An 18,815-nucleotide genomic window follows, 5' to 3' on the forward strand; every position below is an offset into this window, starting at 1 on the left:
TGGGATTAGGGATGCTTTTTTTGTGCTTCTGTATGGAGTTACTTATTGGGAGAAATGTTTATGCATCACAGCTGCAATCAGGTATAAACGATGAAACTGCACTGACTTCAAGTGTTGTCTGGCAGTTTGCAGATCAGTACGACTACGGCGAAATTGATGAGACATTAAAAGAACTTTTTCCCAAGGAAAGGCTGGATTTTAAAGAAATACTTATAGGAGTTCTGTCCGGTGATATTACATTTTCAGCTCAATTATTGAAGCAGCTTGTTAAAGAACAGTTCTCCTATGCATTTGCGAGCAGCAGGCAGAACCTGATACATATTCTCATGCTGGCGATCATGACGGCAGTATTTACGAATTTTGTCCGGGCATTTGGAAATGGTCAGGCAGCAGACACGGGCTTTTACGTGATGTATTTTCTGATTGTGGCATTTTGTCTGAATTCCTGCCAGATCATCATGGACTGGGTGGAGGCAGGAATCAGCAATCTGATACAGTTCATGACAGTATTTGGTCCTATTTATTTTCCGGCGGTGGCAGTCGCAAAAGGGAGTGTGACTGCAATTTCTTTTTACAGCCTGACGCTTTTTCTTGTATATCTGGTAGAGATGTTTCTGAAGTATGTGGTGCTCCCGGCAATTCATATTTATATTTTAGTAAGTATGCTGAATTATTTGACGAAGGAATCGTATCTGAGCAAACTGGCAGAGTTGATAAAGACTGTACTTGTGTGGATTATGAAGACAATTCTGGCGGGTGTAGTGGGGCTGAATCTGGTGCAGAGCCTTTTAAGTCCTGCTATGGATACAGTCAAGAGAAGTGCGTTGACGAGGGGCACTGAGGCAATACCTGGGATCGGAGATGCGATTGGCGGTGTGACAGAGGTGATTTTTGCTTCGGCAGTGCTTGTGAAAAATGGAATAGGTGTAGTGGGAGCGATTATCTGTTTTGCTCTTTGCCTGATGCCGATTGTACAGATAGGGGCAATCGCACTTCTTTATAAACTGGCGGCAGCTCTGATGCAGCCGGTATCAGATGTCCGGATTATTGGATGTATGGAGACTGTAGGAGAAGGTATGAGGCTTTTGATCCGGGCAGTGTTTACAGTAGGAATGTTGTTCCTTATTACAATTATACTGGTGGCGGCATCTACTGGGACAACATAAAAGCTTTACAGTAAAATGAAACTGTGAAAAGACATAAGACAGAAACAGGAAGGGGAAACAAGTGGTTCAGGAATGTTATGACTGGGTGTGGAAACTGGCTGGATATCTGATTTTTATGACGGCAGTATTACAGCTTGTCCCAGGAGAGAAAGACCGCAAGTACATTCATTTTTTTACAGGACTGGTGCTGATCATTCTGATAGCATCGCCTGTGATAAAATTCTTTACTTCAGATGATCTATTTGTTCAGTTTCAGGATCAGTATGATGCAATGGAGACACAGGTAGAGGAGATGTTAAAGAATACTTCCGGATTGGAATCTGTGATGAAATCTCAGGATAATAGAAATGCAGAAGATGAGCTAAGTGAAAACGTGGAAGGGGGAGAGCCCGGTGGAATCCAGGTGGAGGAGATCCGAATCGGACACGGCAGTGAAAATCCGTAAGGTGTTTGAACATTTAAAGCATGGAAAGTTAAAAAAAGACCAGCTTCTTATCGTGTTTTTGGTGGGAATTCTTTTACTCGTGATTTCAATTCCTGCCGGAACTAAGAAAGACAGCAATACTGGAACTAAGAAAACACTGGCCAATTCGTCAAAAAGCAGTGTCGGAACGACAAAGCAGAGTGAGTATACAGCTTATATGGAAGAACGACTGGAACGGATTCTCTCCCAGATTGACGGGGCGGGACAGGTGCAGGTGATGATTACCTGGAAGTCTGATGGTGAAAAGGTGGTTGAAAAGGACAGAAAGTCCAATGAGGAAAATGTGTCCGAGAAGGACAGTCAGGGAGGCAGCAGGACAACGAGCAGCCATGACACGCAGGAGACGACAGTCTATAATAGTGGAAGCAGTACTTCCGGTGTACAGGAGCCTTATGTCAGCAAGGAGCTTTCCCCTCAAGCACAAGGTGTGATTGTGATTGCGCCGGGCGGAGACGATGCAGTAGTCGTAAAAAATATTACGGAAGCTGTGCAGGCATTATTTGAGATAGACACGCATAAGATTAGAATAATGAAAGGCGGGAGGGTGAAGTAAGTGAAGCGAATCTTAAAAAAGAATCAATTGATCATTGCGGCTCTTGCAGTGATGATCGCAGCAGCAGGATATCTGAATTATTCCGGAAGATTATTACCGGGATCTCAGAATACGAAGGAGGCAGGCAGTGACCTTGCGAATAAAGAACTTCTGGATATTTCTGATGAAGATGTTGCCAGTGCTTCCGGGGATATCAAAAGCCAGGACGGCGATGAAGGCGAAGTAGATGGCAATCCAGGCGAAGCGGTCTTAACTTCAGGGGATGCTCAGGCAGTGGCTGCACAGGCGAAGGTCACAAGAGAACAGGTGCGTGCCAAGAACAAGGAGACGCTTCAGAGCATCATTGACAGTGACTCTTTAAGTGATGCCCAGAAGCAGGACGCTGTGGCGCAGATGGTAGCCATGACAGAGATCGCAGAAAAAGAAACGGCAGCAGAGACAATGCTGGCGTCAAAAGGCTTTCTTGATTCTGTAGTCAGTATTTCAGAGGACTCTGCAGACGTTGTTGTCAATGCATCAGAACTGACGGAAGCAAACCGGGCTCAGATTGAAGACATTGTAACAAGGAAAACAGGCGTGGCAGCGCAGAATATTGTAATCACTCCAGTATATGCAGAAGGAAAATAATCGATTTACGCAGACTTGTTACTTTGCGATAAGGCGGCTATCTACAGCCGCCAAATTTTCGTTGAGGAAAATGTCTCCTTATGCTATAATGTATGTCGCTGATTGAAACATGAGATAAGTCCACATTTGTTCATAACTTTAATAAATGTAAAAAATATGATGTAGATATGAAGTGTGAAGATGGGACAGTTTAGATAGGAGAATTCAAATATATGTCAAAGATAAAGGACGATGTTAAGAAACAGATTGAGAAAAGACGAACATTTGCGATCATTTCCCATCCGGATGCCGGTAAGACGACTCTGACTGAGAAGTTTCTGCTATATGGAGGGGCAATCAATCAGGCGGGAAGTGTAAAGGGAAAAGCAACATCAAAACATGCAGTTTCTGACTGGATGGAAATTGAGAAAGAAAGAGGTATTTCAGTTACTTCTTCTGTATTGCAGTTCAATTATGGAGGATATTGTATCAACATTCTGGACACACCGGGACATCAGGACTTCTCAGAGGATACATACCGTACTCTGATGGCAGCAGATTCTGCGGTCATGGTCATTGATGCATCCAAGGGTGTTGAGGCACAGACAAGAAAGCTGTTCAAAGTATGTACGATGCGCCATATTCCGATTTTTACATTTATCAATAAGATGGACCGTGAGGCGATGGATACATTTGAACTATTAGATGATATTGAAAATGAACTGGGAATCGCGACCTGCCCGGTCAACTGGCCGATCGGTTCCGGTAAGGAGTTCCGCGGTGTCTATGACCGTGCTACAAAGAGTGTGGAATTATTCTCAGATACAAGAAAGGGTACGACACAGGGAGAAGTGCAGATTGTGCCAATCGACGATCCTTCCCTGAATGGACTCATCAGTGAAGAGCAGAAAGCAAAGCTGGAGGAAGAGATTGAACTTCAGGATGGAGCCGGAGCAGAACTGGATCAGGAGATGGTAAGTAAAGGAGAACTTTCACCGGTATTCTTCGGATCTGCTCTGACGAACTTTGGAGTAGAGACATTCTTGAAGCATTTCCTTAAGATGACTACATCACCGCTTCCAAGAAAGTCTGATAAAGGTGAGATCGACCCGATGGAAGAAGGCGATTTTTCTGCATTTGTATTTAAGATTCAGGCAAATATGAATAAAGCACACCGTGACCGTATCGCATTTATGCGTATCTGTTCCGGAGAATTCGAGGCAGGTATGGATGTATTCCATATGCAGGGAGGCAAGAAAGTACGACTTTCCCAGCCACAGCAGATGATGGCCAGTGAGCGCCACATGGTGGATAAAGCTTACGGTGGAGATATTATCGGTGTCTTTGATCCGGGGATTTTCTCAATCGGAGATACATTGACAACCTCCTCTGACAAGTTCAGTTATGAAGGAATCCCGACTTTTGCACCGGAACATTTTGCAAGAGTGCGTCAGGTCGATACGATGAAACGTAAACAGTTCATCAAAGGAATTAATCAGATTGCGCAGGAAGGTGCGATCCAGATATTCCAGGAGTTTAATACAGGTATGGAAGAGATCATTGTAGGAGTTGTAGGAGTTTTGCAGTTTGATGTTTTAAAATATCGTCTGGAGAATGAATATAACGTAGATATCAGACTGGAGAATCTGCCATATGAGTATATCCGCTGGATTGATAATCCGCAGGACTTCGATCTTGCAAAACTTTCAGGTACTTCTGATATGAAGAAAGTGAAGGATTTAAAAGACCGTCCGCTTCTTCTTTTTGTCAATGAGTGGAGTATCCGCATGACCCAGGAGCGTAACGATGGACTGGTTCTGACTGAATTTGCCCGATAAGGTTTGTAAATATTTACCGTGAACCTTTGCAAATGTATGCGAATGTGGTAAAATGCTTAAAAAGGACGTATAGAAAAACCGAAAGGATTGGTAGATATGAGTAAAGAAGAAAAGAAAACTTATACAATAAAGTCAGATGAGAATCTGGGCGAAGTAAAGATTGCCGATGAAGTTGTAGCAATTATTGCAGGACTTGCAGCTATGGAAGTAGAAGGTGTTTCTTCTATGGCAGGGAATGCAACAAGAGAGCTGATCGCAAAGCTTGGAATGAAATCTTTATCCAAAGGTGTAAAAGTAGATGTCCTGGACGGCATCGTGACTGTGACACTGGCTCTTAATATGAGCTATGGATACAGTATTAAAGATATTACAGCAAAAGTGCAGGAGAAGGTAAAAGCTGCAATTGAAAATATGACAGGACTTGAGGTTGCGGACGTGAATATCCGTGTAGCCGGAGTTGATGTGCCGGAGGAAGCATAAGTGAAGAGAACAGAGATGAGGGAACACATTTTCAGAATGGTGTTCAGTTATGAATTTAACAGTGATCAGGAGATGCCGCAGCAGATGCAGCTTTATTTTGAACAGCTTGACCAGGAACCAAAAGAGGAAGACATGGCATATATCAGAGACAAGGCTCTGAACGTCATCTTGAAATCTGAAGAGATTGATGAGATGCTCAATGAACATGTGACAGGCTGGAAGACAAGCCGCATGAACAAGGTGGATCTAAGTATCTTAAGACTTGCGGTCTATGAGATGAAATATGACGAGGACGTACCGGTAGGAGTTGCAATCAACGAAGCGGTAGAGCTCGCAAAAAAATACAGTGGTGATGAAGGCCCGGCATTTATCAATGGTGTGCTGGCCCGGCTGTCATAAATAACAGACTGATATACGCCTGACGGGGGATTGAGTAGAACATTACATGTTGCCCCGCGGGCGAATCTTGAATATAGAGGTGTGTAATGACACGGAATGTATATACGGTAGGCCAGGTGAATGCTTACATCAAGAACATGTTTACACAGGATTACATGTTGAACCGTATCTATGTGAAGGGCGAGGTATCTAATTGTAAATACCATACTTCAGGACATATATATTTTTCACTGAAAGATGAGTCTGGAACGATTGCCTGCGTAATGTTTGCCGGGCAGCGCGGCGGGCTCTCTTTTCGTATGTGTGAGGGACAGCAGATCGTAGTGTTCGGACAGGTCAATGTCTATGAAAGAGGAGGTTCTTATCAGTTATATGCAAGAGAAATCCGTTTGGACGGAGAAGGTGTTCTTTATGAGCGTTTTCAGGCTCTTAAGCGTGAGTTGGAAGAGATGGGAATGTTTGCTTCGGAATATAAGATGCCGATTCCTGCATATGCACGAAGAATCGGTGTTGTGACAGCACCGACCGGAGCTGCGATCCGGGATATTATGAACATTTCCAGACGAAGGAATCCTTTTGTACAACTTATTTTGTACCCGGCACTTGTGCAAGGAGAAGGCGCGAAAGAGAGCATTGTAAAAGGTATACGTATGTTGGATCAGGATGACATAGATGTGATCATTGTCGGACGAGGCGGCGGATCCATTGAAGATTTGTGGGCGTTCAACGAGGAAGAAGTTGCAAGAGCAATTTTTTACTGCCGGACACCGGTGATTTCTGCGGTAGGGCATGAGACGGATACGACTATTGCAGATTATGTGGCAGATCTTCGAGCACCGACTCCTTCTGCAGCAGCAGAACTGGCAGTGTATGATTACTGGAAGACACAGGAACAGGTGGATGTAAGAAGAAGTCAGTTACAGGGCTATCTGCGAAGAAAAATGGAGGTATCTAGACTTCGAATCGAGAAGTATGAGACGAAGTTAAAGTATCTGCACCCTGAGCATAAGCTTCAAGAAGACAGGCAGAGACTGGCGGATACAGAAGAAAAGCTGCATATACTGCTGCATCGCAAAGTAGAGCAGTACAGACACCGGTTTGCAGTTTATATGGAACAGATGAAAGGATTATCCCCACTTCAGAAACTGAATCAGGGATATGCATATATTGAAGATGTGGACAAAAAAGCAGTCCGAAGTATCGAACAGGTCAGATGTGGTGATCATCTGTCGGCATATGTGACAGATGGATCCATTCAGATGATAGTAGAGAGTGTAAAGGAGGAGCGCCATGGCTAAGGAAGAAAAAACACTGGATGAGATGTTTCAGGAACTGGATAAACTGATCCAGGCTATGGAGGAGCCGGAAGTATCTCTGGAAGATTCTTTTCAGATGTATCATCAGGGCATTGATATGTTAAAGGCATGCAATGACAAGATGGATAAAATCGAAAAGCAGATGCTTGTATTGGATAGTGAAGGAGAGACACATGAGTTTGAATCTTGATTTTAAAGTACAAAAAGAGCAGAAAGTCAGGGAGATTGAAGATTCTCTGCAGAATTACCTGCCAAAGCAAAAGGGATACCAGAAAATTATTATGGAAGCTATGGAATATAGTCTTCTGGCCGGAGGAAAGAGACTTCGTCCGATGTTGATGAAGGAGACTTATACTTTGTTCGGCGGTCACTCAAAAGTAATTGAGCCATTTATGGCAGCGATTGAGATGGTTCATACATATTCTCTTGTACATGATGACCTTCCGGCAATGGATAATGATGAATATCGAAGAGGGCGTAAGACGACGCATGTTGTATATGGAGAAGACATGGCGATTCTGGCGGGAGACGCTTTGTTGAATTACGCATTTGAGACAGCAGTCAAAGCATTTGTTCTGGAACCGGAAGATAGTCTGACAATCGGAAATGCAATCCGCGTACTTGGTGAGAAAGCCGGAATTTACGGAATGCTTGGAGGTCAGGTCATCGATGTAAAAGAGACCGGGCATGCTGTTTCAAAAGATGTGTTAGATACGATCTACGAATTGAAAACCGGAGCACTTATCGAAGCTGCTATGATGATCGGAGCAATTCTTGGTGGAGCAAGCAAGGAAGAGGTAAAGACGGTAGAGCGTATTGCAAGCCTTGTTGGACTGGCATTCCAGGTGCAAGATGATATTCTCGATGTGATAAGCACCCAGGAAGAACTTGGCAAACCGATACATAGTGATGAAAAGAATGAGAAGACTACTTATGTAACATTACTTGGCATTGACGATGCAAAGAAAGTGGTCGAAGAAAAATCGGAAGAGGCGATCAGCCTGCTTCGGACACTTCCGAATGAGAATCCATATCTGGAAGAATTGCTTATGGAGCTGATTCACAGGAAAAAATAGAGGGGGACCAGTATGCTGGAACGAATACAAAAGGAAAATGACATAAAAAAACTAAACAGCGAGGAATTGGAGTGCCTTGCAGGAGAGATCCGTGAATTCCTTGTAGAGAAGGTCAGTAAGACAGGAGGACATCTGGCTTCCAATCTTGGTGTTGTAGAGCTTACGATGGCATTACATCTGATCTGTGATCTGCCAAAGGATAAGATTATCTGGGACGTTGGACACCAGTCCTATACACATAAATTACTGACCGGACGAAAAGAAGGATTTGAAGATTTAAGAAGTTACGGCGGTATGAGCGGATTCCCGAAGAGAAAAGAAAGCCAGTGTGATGCATTTGATACAGGACACAGCTCTACTTCGATTTCTGCAGGACTTGGTTATGTGAGAGCAAGAGATTTAAAACATGAAGATTATACCGTTATCTCTGTGATCGGCGATGGCTCTCTGACCGGAGGTATGGCATATGAGGCGCTGAACAATGCATCGAATCTGAAGACGAATTTTATTGTGGTACTCAATGACAATCATATGTCCATTTCAGAAAATGTTGGCGGAATGTCCAGATATCTGGCAAATCTCCGGACGGCAGATATCTATACCGGACTGAAAAAAGGTGTGACAAATGCTTTGCAGCAGGTGCCGGTCATGGGAGACCGCATGATTGAGCATATCCGGAAGACGAAGAGCAGTATCAAGCAGCTCGTGGTACCGGGCATGTTTTTTGAGGATATGGGAATTACTTATCTGGGACCGATTCCGGGACATAATTTACCAATGCTCTGCAAAGCTCTTAAGGAAGCGAAGAAAGTGGAAGGTCCGGTACTCCTTCATGTTATGACAACAAAAGGAAAGGGCTATGAACCAGCAGAGACAGCACCGGATAAATTTCACGGGATCGGACCTTTTGACATAGAAAGCGGTAAGGTACTTGCAAAAAAAGACGGAGATACTTATACAGATGTGTTTGGTAAAGTGCTTTGTGACGAGGCATCCAGAAATCCAGACATTGTGGCAATCACAGCTGCCATGGCAGATGGAACCGGACTTGCTAGATTTAAGAAGCATTATCCGAATCGTTTTTTTGATGTTGGAATTGCGGAAGAACACGGTGTAACATTTGCTGCGGGACTGGCAGCAGGAGGATTAAAGCCTGTATTTGCAGTTTACTCTTCATTTTTACAGAGAGGATATGATCAGTTAATCCACGATGTGGCACTGCAGAATCTCCCGGTGGTATTCGGGGTAGATCGTGCGGGGCTTGTCGGAAGCGATGGAGAGACTCATCAGGGAATATTTGATCTGTCATTTTTATCCAATATTCCCAATATGACCGTTATGTCACCGAAGAATAAATGGGAATTAGCCGATATGTTACGGTTTGCGCTTCAGATGAATTCGCCTGTGGCAATCCGCTATCCGAGAGGAAAGGCTTACGACGGATATGAAGGATGCCGGGAAAAGATCAGTTACGGAAAGAGCGAATGGATCTTTGAAGGAAAAGAAATTGCAATTTTAAGCGTCGGTCATATGTTCGAGGAGGCTGTGAAGACAAGAGATAAACTGATCGAACAAGGATATGAGCCGACACTTATCAATATGCGTTTCATTAAACCAATCGATGAAGCAATGATAGAAAAAGTCTGTCAGACACACAAACTGATTGCAGTGATTGAAGAAAATGTCCAGACCGGAGCATGCGGAGAGCGTGTATCAGAATACGTGATGCGAAACATGCTTCCGTCACACGTCCTGACACTGGCACTCCCGGATGATTACATTGAACATGGAAGTGTTGATGTGCTCCGTAAGATGACAGGAATTGACAGTGAGAGTATGTCTGAAAAAATTATAGAGACGTATAAGGAGTTATAGAAGATGAAAGAACGTTTGGATGTGTTGCTGGTGAAGAGAAATCTTGCCGCGTCCAGAGAAAAAGCAAAAGCCATTATCATGTCTGGAAATGTTTATGTGGACAACCAGAAAGAAGATAAACCAGGAACAACATTCCCAGAAGAATCTAAGATTGAAGTGCGTGGCCATACACTGCCTTATGTCAGCCGCGGCGGACTTAAGTTAGAAAAAGCAATGAAAGAATTTCAGGTATCTGTAGAAGGAAAAGTCTGCACAGATGTAGGTTCTTCTACAGGTGGATTTACAGATTGTATGTTGCAAAATGGCGCGGTCAAGGTGTTTGCCATTGATGTAGGTCATGGACAATTAGACTGGAAACTTCGCCAGGACGAGCGTGTAGTTTGCATGGAGAAGACGAATATCCGTTATGTGACACCGGAAGATATCGGTGAGCCGGTTGATTTTTCATCAATTGATGTATCCTTTATTTCCCTGACAAAAGTGCTGATGCCGATTCGTGATTATCTGACAGATAAAGGACAGATTGTAGCACTGATTAAACCACAGTTTGAAGCGGGAAGAGAGAAAGTCGGTAAAAAAGGAGTTGTGCGCGAAAAGAGTACACATATTGAGGTTGTGACCATGATCTTGGACTATGCGTCTACCCATGGATTTCATGTGCTGGATCTTACATTTTCACCAATCAAAGGACCGGAGGGAAATATTGAATATCTTGTCCAGTTAGAAAAATGTGAAGAGCCGGGCGATATAAATGAAAAAATTCAGATTGAAAAAATTGTAGACGAGGCATTTGGAAACCTCGCAAAAAAGGAATAAAGATATGGCAGAGAGAGTGTTGATTGTAACAAATGATGGCAAAGATGCAGACTATGCAATAACGAATCGGGTCAAAGAGTATCTGACACAGGCAGGAAAGATATGCCTGCAGTGCCCAAAAGATGAGAATAATGCCATTGTTTCCGAGCAGATACCACCGGACCTTGATTATGCGATCGTTATTGGGGGTGACGGAAGTTTTATTGAGGTGGCGCGTGCTCTGCGTGGCAGAGATGTCCCGATTCTGGGAGTCAATATGGGAACATTAGGATATCTGACAGAAGTAGAGTTAACGAATATTGAGGGAGCTCTGGAACGTGTTGTGAAAGGCAGATATACGGTAGAAAAACGAATGATGTTAGAAGGCAGTTTTGACGGAGAGCGAATGGATCTGGCTTTGAATGATATTGTAGTTGCAAGAAAAGGGGCTATTCGAGTCGTTCATTTCCGACTTTTTGTAAATGGAGAATTGTTGAACTCCTATGAAGCAGATGGAGTGATCATATCTACCCCGACAGGATCTACGGCGTATAACCTTGCAGCGGGAGGTCCGATCGTAGAGCCGACGGCATCCATGATCGTGATCACACCAATCTGTCCGCATGCGTTAAATACAAGCAGTATTGTATTGTCAGCAGAAGATGAGATCGTGATACAGATCGGAGAAGGAAAACATGGAATCCCAGATGAGGCATACGTGGCATTTGACGGTGTGGATGAAGTGGAGCTGACTTCCGGTGATATGGTAGAGATCCGCAAGGCAGAAGCCCAGACAAGAATTATAAAATTGAACCAGGATAGTTTTCTGGAAACGCTTCGAAGGAAGATGAAAGGAAATTAGAGATATGAAAGTAAACAGACATGCTAAGATCATTGAACTGATTGGCAAATATCATATTGAGACCCAGGAGGAATTGGCAGATTATCTGAACCGGGAAGGATTTAAAGTGACTCAGGCAACGGTGTCCCGAGATATCCGGGATTTGAAACTTACCAAGATTCCAGCTGAGAACGGCAAACAGAAATATGCGCTGCATCAGGAAAGTGGCAATGGCATGAGTGAAAAATATATCCGTGTTTTAAGAGACGGATATATGTCGATGGATATGGCACAGAATATTCTGGTCATCAAGACGGTGGCTGGAATGGCGATGGCTGTATGCCTGGCTATTGATGCTATGAACTGGAGCGAGGTCGTGGGAAGTATTGCCGGAGACGACACAATTATGTGTGCAATCCGCACGACAGAGGATACTCCGAAGGTGATGGATAAGATTCGTAAAATTGTTCGGCAGGAGGAATAGATGTTACAGAGTTTACACGTAAAGAATCTGGCATTGATTGATGAGATAGAAGTAGAATTTGCAGAAGGGTTAAATATTCTGACCGGTGAGACGGGAGCAGGAAAATCTATTATTTTGGGTTCTGTAAATCTGGCACTGGGTGGAAGATACACAAAAGATCTGATCCGTCAGGGGGAGAATTATGCACTGGTGGAGCTGGTCTTTACTGTGACGGAAAAAAGCCGTCTGAAAGCTTTGGAGAAACTTTGTATTTATCCGGAGGATGGCCTTTTGATCTTGAGCCGGAAATTAATGGATGGCAGAAGTGTAAGCCGGATTAACGGTGAGACTGTAACAATTGCTGTTTTAAAGGAAGTAGCTGCTATTCTGATCGATATTCACGGGCAGCATGAACATCAGTCTCTGTTATATAAAAAGAATCATCTCGGGTTTGTCGATGCATTTGCGTGGGATTATCTTGCAGATATAAAAAAACAGGCTGCTTCGGCTTATCAGGAATATCGTACATGTAAAAAGACTCTGGATGAGGCTGATATGGACGAATCAAGCCGTGCAAAAGAATTGGATTTCTTAAAATTTGAAGTATCTGAGATTGAAGATGCCATGTTAAAAGAAGGAGAAGATGAAGAACTGGAGACAACCTTCAAACGCATGGAAAATGGACGAAAGATTGCTGAGAGTACTGCGGCTTCGTATGCTTATACGAGTGGGGAAGCCGGAAGTGCAAGCGAATGCCTGAGCCGCGCGATCCGGGAGCTGGCACCAGTCAGTAATCTTGATGAGACAGCAGGAAATCTGTACAGCCAGCTGATGGAGATAGACAGTCTGTTAAATGATTTTAATCATGATCTTTCCGATTATCAGGATAGTCTGGAGTTCTCAGAAGAAGATTATATGACAATTACTGAGCGCCTTAATGAGATCAACCGTTTGAAGACGAAATATGGCACGGATATTGCAGGAATTCTGGATTATGGAATAAAACAACAGAAAAAGATACAAAAACTGGAAGATTATGAGAATTATATTGCGGATTTAAAGCGAGATTTGGAACAAAAAGAGCAGAAGCTTGAGAAAGTGACAAAGAAGCTGACGAAGATCCGAAAAGAGCAGGCGCAGATTATGGAACAGGCGATTACAGAAGGTCTTGCAGATCTGAATTTTGAAGATGTGAAATTTTCTATTGCATTTGAAAAGTCTGGTTCTTATTCTGCAAATGGTTCTGATGACGTAGAGTTTATGATTTCTTTGAATCCCGGACAGCCGGTGCGTCCGCTTGTGGAAGTAGCGTCAGGTGGAGAACTGTCCAGAATTATGCTTGTGATCAAAAGTGTTATGGCTGACAGGGATGAGATTCCGACGCTGATTTTTGATGAGATCGATGTGGGGATAAGTGGAAGAACAGCACAGAAAGTGTCTGAGAAGATGGCGTTGATCGGCAGAAAGCATCAGGTCATCTGTATTACACATCTGGCACAGATTGCGGCCATGGCAGATCATCATTTTATGATCGAAAAAAATGTGTCAGATGGTCAGACAAAGACATCTATCAGGGAACTTAAGGCGGAAGAATCTACCGATGAACTGGCGAGAATTCTTGGCGGTGCTAAGATTACGGACACGGTCAGACAGAATGCAAAAGAAATGCAGGAACTGGCAGCGCAGATCAAAAAATAAAAGAATTGAAATTCAAATAATACACATACTAAGACAGGTGTTCTGATTGAGGGACACTTGTCTTTATTTATATCAGATGTGAGATGCTTTCCACCGTTGTAGATGGCAAGCAAAAAAATCAGTATCAGTGGCAGAAAGTCCATACTCATCTGATATAGCCTCCGGCAGGATGCTGATTGAGATTTTTTTGTAAAAAACATGGGAGGATCAGAGTGTATGAAAAAGTATTGGTATCGGCGAATTTTAATTATGGCATTGGTGTTTTTTATATCGGTAGGTGGAAGCTATCTTTTGATCGAGCAGAAAAAAGATGCCATGAGGCGAGAGGTGAGCGCTCAGACCTCTGAAGAAGACCTGGTAATTCCAGGTGGCATGCCGGTAGGGATTTATATGAAAACAAAAGGTGTTATGGTATTGGATACACAGAAAATCAAAGGGGAAGACGGTTCAGAATATGAACCGGCGCTTCATATTGTAAAAGCCGGAGATTACATCACTGGATTTAACGGCAAAGATATCAATACTAAAAATGAACTGGTCGAAGCAGTAAGTTCCTTCTCGGAACAAAAAGCAAAATTAGATATTTGCAGGAAGGGGGAGACGATTCATGTAAAAATGGATATGATCCAGTGTGAAGATGGGACGAAAAAACTCGGAATCTGGGTGCGGGATAATGCACAAGGACTTGGGACCATTACTTATCTGGACTCGGACAGTCATTTTGGCGCGCTGGGACATGGAATCCATGATATCGATACAGGGGAGCTTCTTAATATTTCCGATGGAACACTATATCTGACAAGTGTTAAGGAAATCCAAAAAGGTGTGAATGGGACACCTGGTGGTATGGAAGGAATCATTGTTTATAATAATTATAACGTGCTTGGAAAAATAAAGAAGAATACAGAGGCAGGAATTTTTGGAACGATTGACCGGGTTGATGTCCTGTTCGCAAATCAGACTCCGGTACAACTGGCAAAAAAAGAAGAGGTAGAAGAAGGGCCTGCTATCATTCGCTGTGCTGTGGATGGAGAAATAAAAGAATATGATATTTTAATCACACAAGTCAATCTGTGGTCGGGCGAAGTAAATAAAAGTATGACAATCGAAGTGACAGATCCATCGCTTTTGGATGAGACGGGCGGGATCATCCAGGGAATGAGCGGCAGTCCAATCCTCCAGAACGGAAAACTAATCGGCGCAGTAACTCACGTTTTTGTCAACAATCCGACAAAAGGTTATGGCATTTTTGCAGAATCTATGATAAATGAGTCGGAATAAAAAATACCGTGTCGAGAAGTGATAGAACTTTCCGACAGCAATTTCTTGATTCGAAAAAAGGAGAAAATTATAATAAAATCCAACGAGAAATAAAATCGAGGAGGATTTTGGAATATGGGAGAAATAGCTGTTGCAATCGCAGACGATAATGAGAGAATTCTGGATCTGCTTGGCGAAATGATTGAAAATAACAAAGAGATGAAGCTGGTTGGGAAAGCCAATAATGGGGAAGATGTATATACACTGATTAAGGAAAAACAGCCAGATGTTGTACTATTAGATCTGATTATGCCGAAAATGGACGGATTAAGTGTTATGGATACCGTGAATCGGGATCGTGATATCAGAAAACATCCAAGTTTTATTATTATCACTGCAGTGGGACAGGAGCGGATTACAGAAGATGCATTTCGTAAAGGTGCTTCTTACTATATTCTGAAACCGTTCAGTAATCAGATGGTGCTGGACAAGATCCGTGAAGCTGGAAAATATCATGTGCCGGAAGCAAAATCATTTGCACCGGTTGGAAATGCAGAAGCTTCGGAGCCGAAGATAAATCTGGAAAATCGTGTAACGGATATGATACATGAGATAGGGATTCCAGCGCATATCAAAGGATATCATTATCTGAGAGATGCGATTCTTATGGCAATTGAAGATATGGATGTATTAAATGCAGTGACAAAAGTATTATATCCGACTGTTGCAAAGATGCATCAGACGACGGCAAGCCGTGTGGAACGTGCAATCCGTCACGCAATTGAAGTGGCGTGGAGCAGAGGAAAATTAGATACTCTGGACGAGCTGTTTGGATATACTGTGAATGGTGGAAAAGGGAAACCGACCAATTCTGAATTCATCGCACTTATCGCAGATACGATACGTTTAGAATATAAACATAGATAAAAGGCTTTTCTTCTGAAAAAAAATACTGTATAATGATTCATATATCGTGGAATCGGGAGGAAATCACTATGAAAAAAATACTCTTTGCCACTTCAGAAGCAGTGCCATTTATTAAGACCGGAGGTCTGGCAGATGTGGCAGGTTCTTTACCGAAATTCTTTGATAAAGAAAAATATGATGTAAGAGTCATGCTTCCAAAGTATATGTGTATGAAAGAATCCTGGAAGGAAAAGCTTCAGTATAAGACGCATTTTTATATGGATCTTGGCTGGCGGACACAGTATGTCGGGGTTCTGGAGACAGAGTATGAAGGAGTCACCTTTTATTTTATCGATAATGAATTTTATTTTAATGGTTTTGCACCATATGGAGAGATGTATACAGATGTTGAGAAGTTTTCATTTTTCTCAAAGGCAGTATTGAGTGCTCTTCCGGTCATTGATTTCAGACCGGACATCATTCACTGCCATGACTGGCAGACGGGACTGATTCCGATATTTCTGGATAATTTTCGGTATTCCAATGAATATTACCGCGGAATCAAGACTGTGATGACGATACATAATCTGAAGTTCCAGGGGATGTGGGATGCAAAAAAAGTGCGTGACATTACCGGACTTCCGGAGTATTATTTTGTACCGGACAAGCTGACATCTTATGATGATGCCAATATGTTAAAGGGCGGTATCGTCTATGCAGATAAAGTGACAACTGTCAGCAGCTCCTATGCAGAGGAAATTAAGACTCCGTTTTACGGAGAAAAGCTGGAAGGGCTGATGCAGGCCAGGTCGGCAAGCCTTTCCGGTATTGTGAATGGAATCGACTATGATGTATATAATCCGCAGACAGATAAGGATATTTACAGGAATTACAGTGTAGAGAATTTCCGGAAAGAGAAGATTAAGAATAAAATTGAACTTCAAAAAGAGCTTGGACTTGCACAGGACCATAAGAAGCTGATGATTGGTATCGTATCCAGACTGACAGATCAGAAGGGATTTGATCTGATCGCCTGTGTGATGGATGAACTGTGTCAGGATGCAATTCAGATTGTTGCGCTTGGAACAGGTGAGGAGCAGTATGAGAATATGTTCCGTCACTATGCATGGAAATATCCGGATAAAGTATCTGCGAATATTTATTATTCAGAGGCAATGTCTCACAAGGTCTATGCGGCATGTGATGCATTTCTGATGCCGTCACTGTTTGAGCCTTGTGGTCTGAGTCAGCTTATGAGCCTTAGATATGGAACGGTTCCGATTGTCAGAGAGACTGGCGGACTTAAGGATACGGTAGAGCCATATAATGAATATGAGAAGACTGGAACAGGATTCAGCTTTGCAAATTATAATGCACATGAGATGATGGCAACTGTGCGTTATGCAGAAAAAATATATTACGACAAGAAGAGAGACTGGAATAAGATTGTAGAACGGGGAATGAGTAAGGATTTTTCATGGAACAGTTCTGCAAAACAGTATGAGGAATTATACGATGACATGTAAGATAAGAGACATTTTAAAAGATCAGACACCACAGGTTTCATTTGAAATCTTTCCACCGAAGACAGATGCAGGATATGACAGTGTGCTTTCCGCTGCTGAGAAGATTGCGGCATTAAAGCCGTCGTTTATTAGTGTAACTTATGGAGCAGGCGGTGGAACCAGTAAGAACACTGTAAGTATTGCATCTCATATCAAAGATGATTTTGGAGTAACAAGTCTGGCGCACCTGACGTGCGTATCGTCTACAAGAGAAGAAGTACATCAGGTCATTGATAAGTTAAAAGAAAAGAACATTGATAATATATTAGCGCTTCGCGGAGATATTCCGAAAGATAATGCATTTCCACTTCCGAACCAATATCGTTATGCATGTGAACTGATTGAAGATATCAAACAGCAGGGAGATTTCTGCATCGGGGCGGCATGTTATCCGGAAGGCCATGTGGAGACGGAGCATAAGAAAGACGATATCAGCAATCTGAAGACGAAAGTAGACTGTGGAGTTGATTTTCTGACAACACAGATGTTTTTTGATAATAATATTTTTTATAATTTCCTTTATCGTATACGTGAAAAAGGAATTTTGGTTCCGGTACTTCCGGGAATCATGCCAATTACGAATAAAAAGCAGTTAAGACGTTCTATGGAATTATCCGGGACAGCAGTTCCGCAGAGATTCCTGGCAATTATCGATCGGTTTGGAGATGATCCTGAGGCAATGAAGCAGGCGGGAATCGCGTATGCAACAGATCAGATTATTGACCTGATCGCCAATGGTATCAATCACATTCATGTGTATTCTATGAATAAACCGGATGTAGCAGCAGCAATCATGAATAACCTGTCAGCAATATTAAAAGTAGAAGATTAGACTGGATGTTGGAACATGGATAAAAGGACATTAGAAGCGGTCCGTTATCTTGGATATGGAAAACATGCGGTAGACGATCAGACGTTAGCCTTGATCCGGGATTCATTTGAAGACCTGGAACGGGTCGCTAAGAGGAGAATCGTCTATCGCATCTTTGAGTTAAAGGTATCGGACGAAGAACACTTGAATATTGAAGGACTTGAAATTACAAGCAGGAATCTGGCAAAGAATATGAAAGGTTGTACCCAGGTCGTGATGCTTGGTGCAACACTTGGAGTAGAAGTTGATATGCTGATGAAGCGTTATTCTCTGACAGAAATGTCCAGAACAGTTGTTTTACAGGCCTGTGCAGCAGCAATGTTGGAGGAATATTTAAATAACTGGCAGAAAAGTCTGAAAGAAGAGATGACCTCACAGGGATATTTCCTGCGTCCGAGATTTAGCCCGGGATACGGTGATTTCAGTATTTTACACCAAAAGGATATTCTCGGAATGCTGGATTGTGCAAAGAAGATCGGACTTACTATGACTGAAAGCAGTATGCTGACACCGACGAAATCAGTAACAGCAGTTATTGGACTTGGCAGGGAAGAGGTTCACTGTCATGAAGAAGGATGCGAATCCTGCAGTAAAAAAGATTGTATTTACCGGAGGAATTAATG

At 42.7% G+C, this 18,815-nt stretch carries 20 protein-coding genes; all 20 read left to right on the top strand.

What is annotated here, in order from left to right; all coding sequences use genetic code 11:
* Window positions 1-32: 32 nt before the first annotated feature.
* The 20 genes from LI149_RS00085 (at window position 33) to LI149_RS00180 (ending at window position 18,813) form a co-directional block, all read left to right on the top strand.
* Entirely contained in the window at window positions 33-1,166 is a 1,134-nt protein-coding gene (locus tag LI149_RS00085) for a stage III sporulation protein AE (protein WP_227078212.1), read from the top strand.
* 61 nt (window positions 1,167-1,227) lie between these two features.
* On the top strand, window positions 1,228-1,611 hold the full coding sequence (locus LI149_RS00090) for a stage III sporulation protein AF (protein ID WP_005330230.1): 384 nt from the start codon (window positions 1,228-1,230) through the stop codon (window positions 1,609-1,611).
* Entirely contained in the window at window positions 1,559-2,203 is a 645-nt protein-coding gene (locus LI149_RS00095; RefSeq protein WP_227142848.1) for a stage III sporulation protein AG, read from the top strand. Before LI149_RS00090 ends, LI149_RS00095 begins: the two co-directional genes overlap by 53 nt.
* The gene (locus LI149_RS00100; RefSeq protein WP_005330233.1) at window positions 2,204-2,830 is read left to right on the top strand and encodes a SpoIIIAH-like family protein; all 627 of its coding nucleotides are present in this window, start codon (window positions 2,204-2,206) and stop codon (window positions 2,828-2,830) included.
* 212 nt (window positions 2,831-3,042) lie between these two features.
* Window positions 3,043-4,647: a peptide chain release factor 3 gene (locus LI149_RS00105; protein ID WP_005330235.1), complete on the top strand. Its 1,605-nt coding sequence runs from the start codon at window positions 3,043-3,045 to the stop codon at window positions 4,645-4,647.
* Between the two features lie 96 nt (window positions 4,648-4,743).
* On the top strand, window positions 4,744-5,127 hold the full coding sequence (locus LI149_RS00110) for an Asp23/Gls24 family envelope stress response protein (protein ID WP_005330237.1): 384 nt from the start codon (window positions 4,744-4,746) through the stop codon (window positions 5,125-5,127).
* The gene (nusB, locus tag LI149_RS00115) at window positions 5,128-5,526 is read left to right on the top strand and encodes a transcription antitermination factor NusB (protein WP_005330241.1); all 399 of its coding nucleotides are present in this window, start codon (window positions 5,128-5,130) and stop codon (window positions 5,524-5,526) included.
* 86 nt (window positions 5,527-5,612) lie between these two features.
* Window positions 5,613-6,824, top strand: a complete 1,212-nt coding sequence (xseA, locus tag LI149_RS00120; RefSeq protein ID WP_227142849.1) for an exodeoxyribonuclease VII large subunit — start codon at window positions 5,613-5,615, stop codon at window positions 6,822-6,824.
* On the top strand, window positions 6,817-7,032 hold the full coding sequence (xseB, locus tag LI149_RS00125) for an exodeoxyribonuclease VII small subunit (RefSeq protein WP_005330243.1): 216 nt from the start codon (window positions 6,817-6,819) through the stop codon (window positions 7,030-7,032). Before xseA ends, xseB begins: the two co-directional genes overlap by 8 nt.
* Entirely contained in the window at window positions 7,016-7,918 is a 903-nt protein-coding gene (locus tag LI149_RS00130) for a polyprenyl synthetase family protein (RefSeq protein WP_227142850.1), read from the top strand. The genes xseB and LI149_RS00130 overlap by 17 nt, the downstream gene beginning before the upstream one ends.
* A gap of 12 nt (window positions 7,919-7,930) precedes the next feature.
* Window positions 7,931-9,793 (top strand): 1-deoxy-D-xylulose-5-phosphate synthase, encoded by a 1,863-nt coding sequence (dxs, locus tag LI149_RS00135; RefSeq protein WP_227142851.1) that lies wholly within the window; start codon window positions 7,931-7,933, stop codon window positions 9,791-9,793.
* A gap of 3 nt (window positions 9,794-9,796) precedes the next feature.
* Entirely contained in the window at window positions 9,797-10,609 is an 813-nt protein-coding gene (locus LI149_RS00140) for a TlyA family RNA methyltransferase (RefSeq protein WP_005330246.1), read from the top strand.
* A gap of 4 nt (window positions 10,610-10,613) precedes the next feature.
* Window positions 10,614-11,450, top strand: coding sequence for an NAD(+)/NADH kinase (locus LI149_RS00145; protein WP_117648941.1), 837 nt, complete (start codon window positions 10,614-10,616; stop codon window positions 11,448-11,450).
* Window positions 11,451-11,454: 4 nt separating this feature from the next.
* Window positions 11,455-11,913, top strand: coding sequence for an arginine repressor (gene argR / locus LI149_RS00150; protein ID WP_005330250.1), 459 nt, complete (start codon window positions 11,455-11,457; stop codon window positions 11,911-11,913).
* A complete protein-coding gene (gene recN, locus LI149_RS00155; protein WP_117606100.1) occupies window positions 11,914-13,590 on the top strand; it encodes a DNA repair protein RecN in 1,677 nt (558 codons plus the stop codon).
* A gap of 216 nt (window positions 13,591-13,806) precedes the next feature.
* Window positions 13,807-14,871, top strand: a complete 1,065-nt coding sequence (gene spoIVB / locus LI149_RS00160; RefSeq protein ID WP_117648939.1) for a SpoIVB peptidase — start codon at window positions 13,807-13,809, stop codon at window positions 14,869-14,871.
* Window positions 14,872-14,985: 114 nt separating this feature from the next.
* The gene (gene spo0A, locus LI149_RS00165) at window positions 14,986-15,777 is read left to right on the top strand and encodes a sporulation transcription factor Spo0A (RefSeq protein ID WP_117494204.1); all 792 of its coding nucleotides are present in this window, start codon (window positions 14,986-14,988) and stop codon (window positions 15,775-15,777) included.
* A 68-nt stretch (window positions 15,778-15,845) separates the two neighbouring features.
* Window positions 15,846-17,282: a glycogen synthase GlgA gene (gene glgA / locus LI149_RS00170; protein ID WP_117494205.1), complete on the top strand. Its 1,437-nt coding sequence runs from the start codon at window positions 15,846-15,848 to the stop codon at window positions 17,280-17,282.
* On the top strand, window positions 17,272-18,153 hold the full coding sequence (gene metF, locus LI149_RS00175) for a methylenetetrahydrofolate reductase [NAD(P)H] (protein ID WP_118144729.1): 882 nt from the start codon (window positions 17,272-17,274) through the stop codon (window positions 18,151-18,153). The genes glgA and metF overlap by 11 nt, the downstream gene beginning before the upstream one ends.
* 15 nt (window positions 18,154-18,168) lie before the next feature.
* Window positions 18,169-18,813: a vitamin B12 dependent-methionine synthase activation domain-containing protein gene (locus tag LI149_RS00180; protein WP_005330265.1), complete on the top strand. Its 645-nt coding sequence runs from the start codon at window positions 18,169-18,171 to the stop codon at window positions 18,811-18,813.
* The last annotated feature ends 2 nt before the right edge of the window (window positions 18,814-18,815 follow it).

The organism is Dorea sp. 210702-DFI.3.17 (assembly GCF_020560825.1).
In the GTDB taxonomy this organism is placed as follows: domain Bacteria; phylum Bacillota; class Clostridia; order Lachnospirales; family Lachnospiraceae; genus Dorea; species Dorea formicigenerans.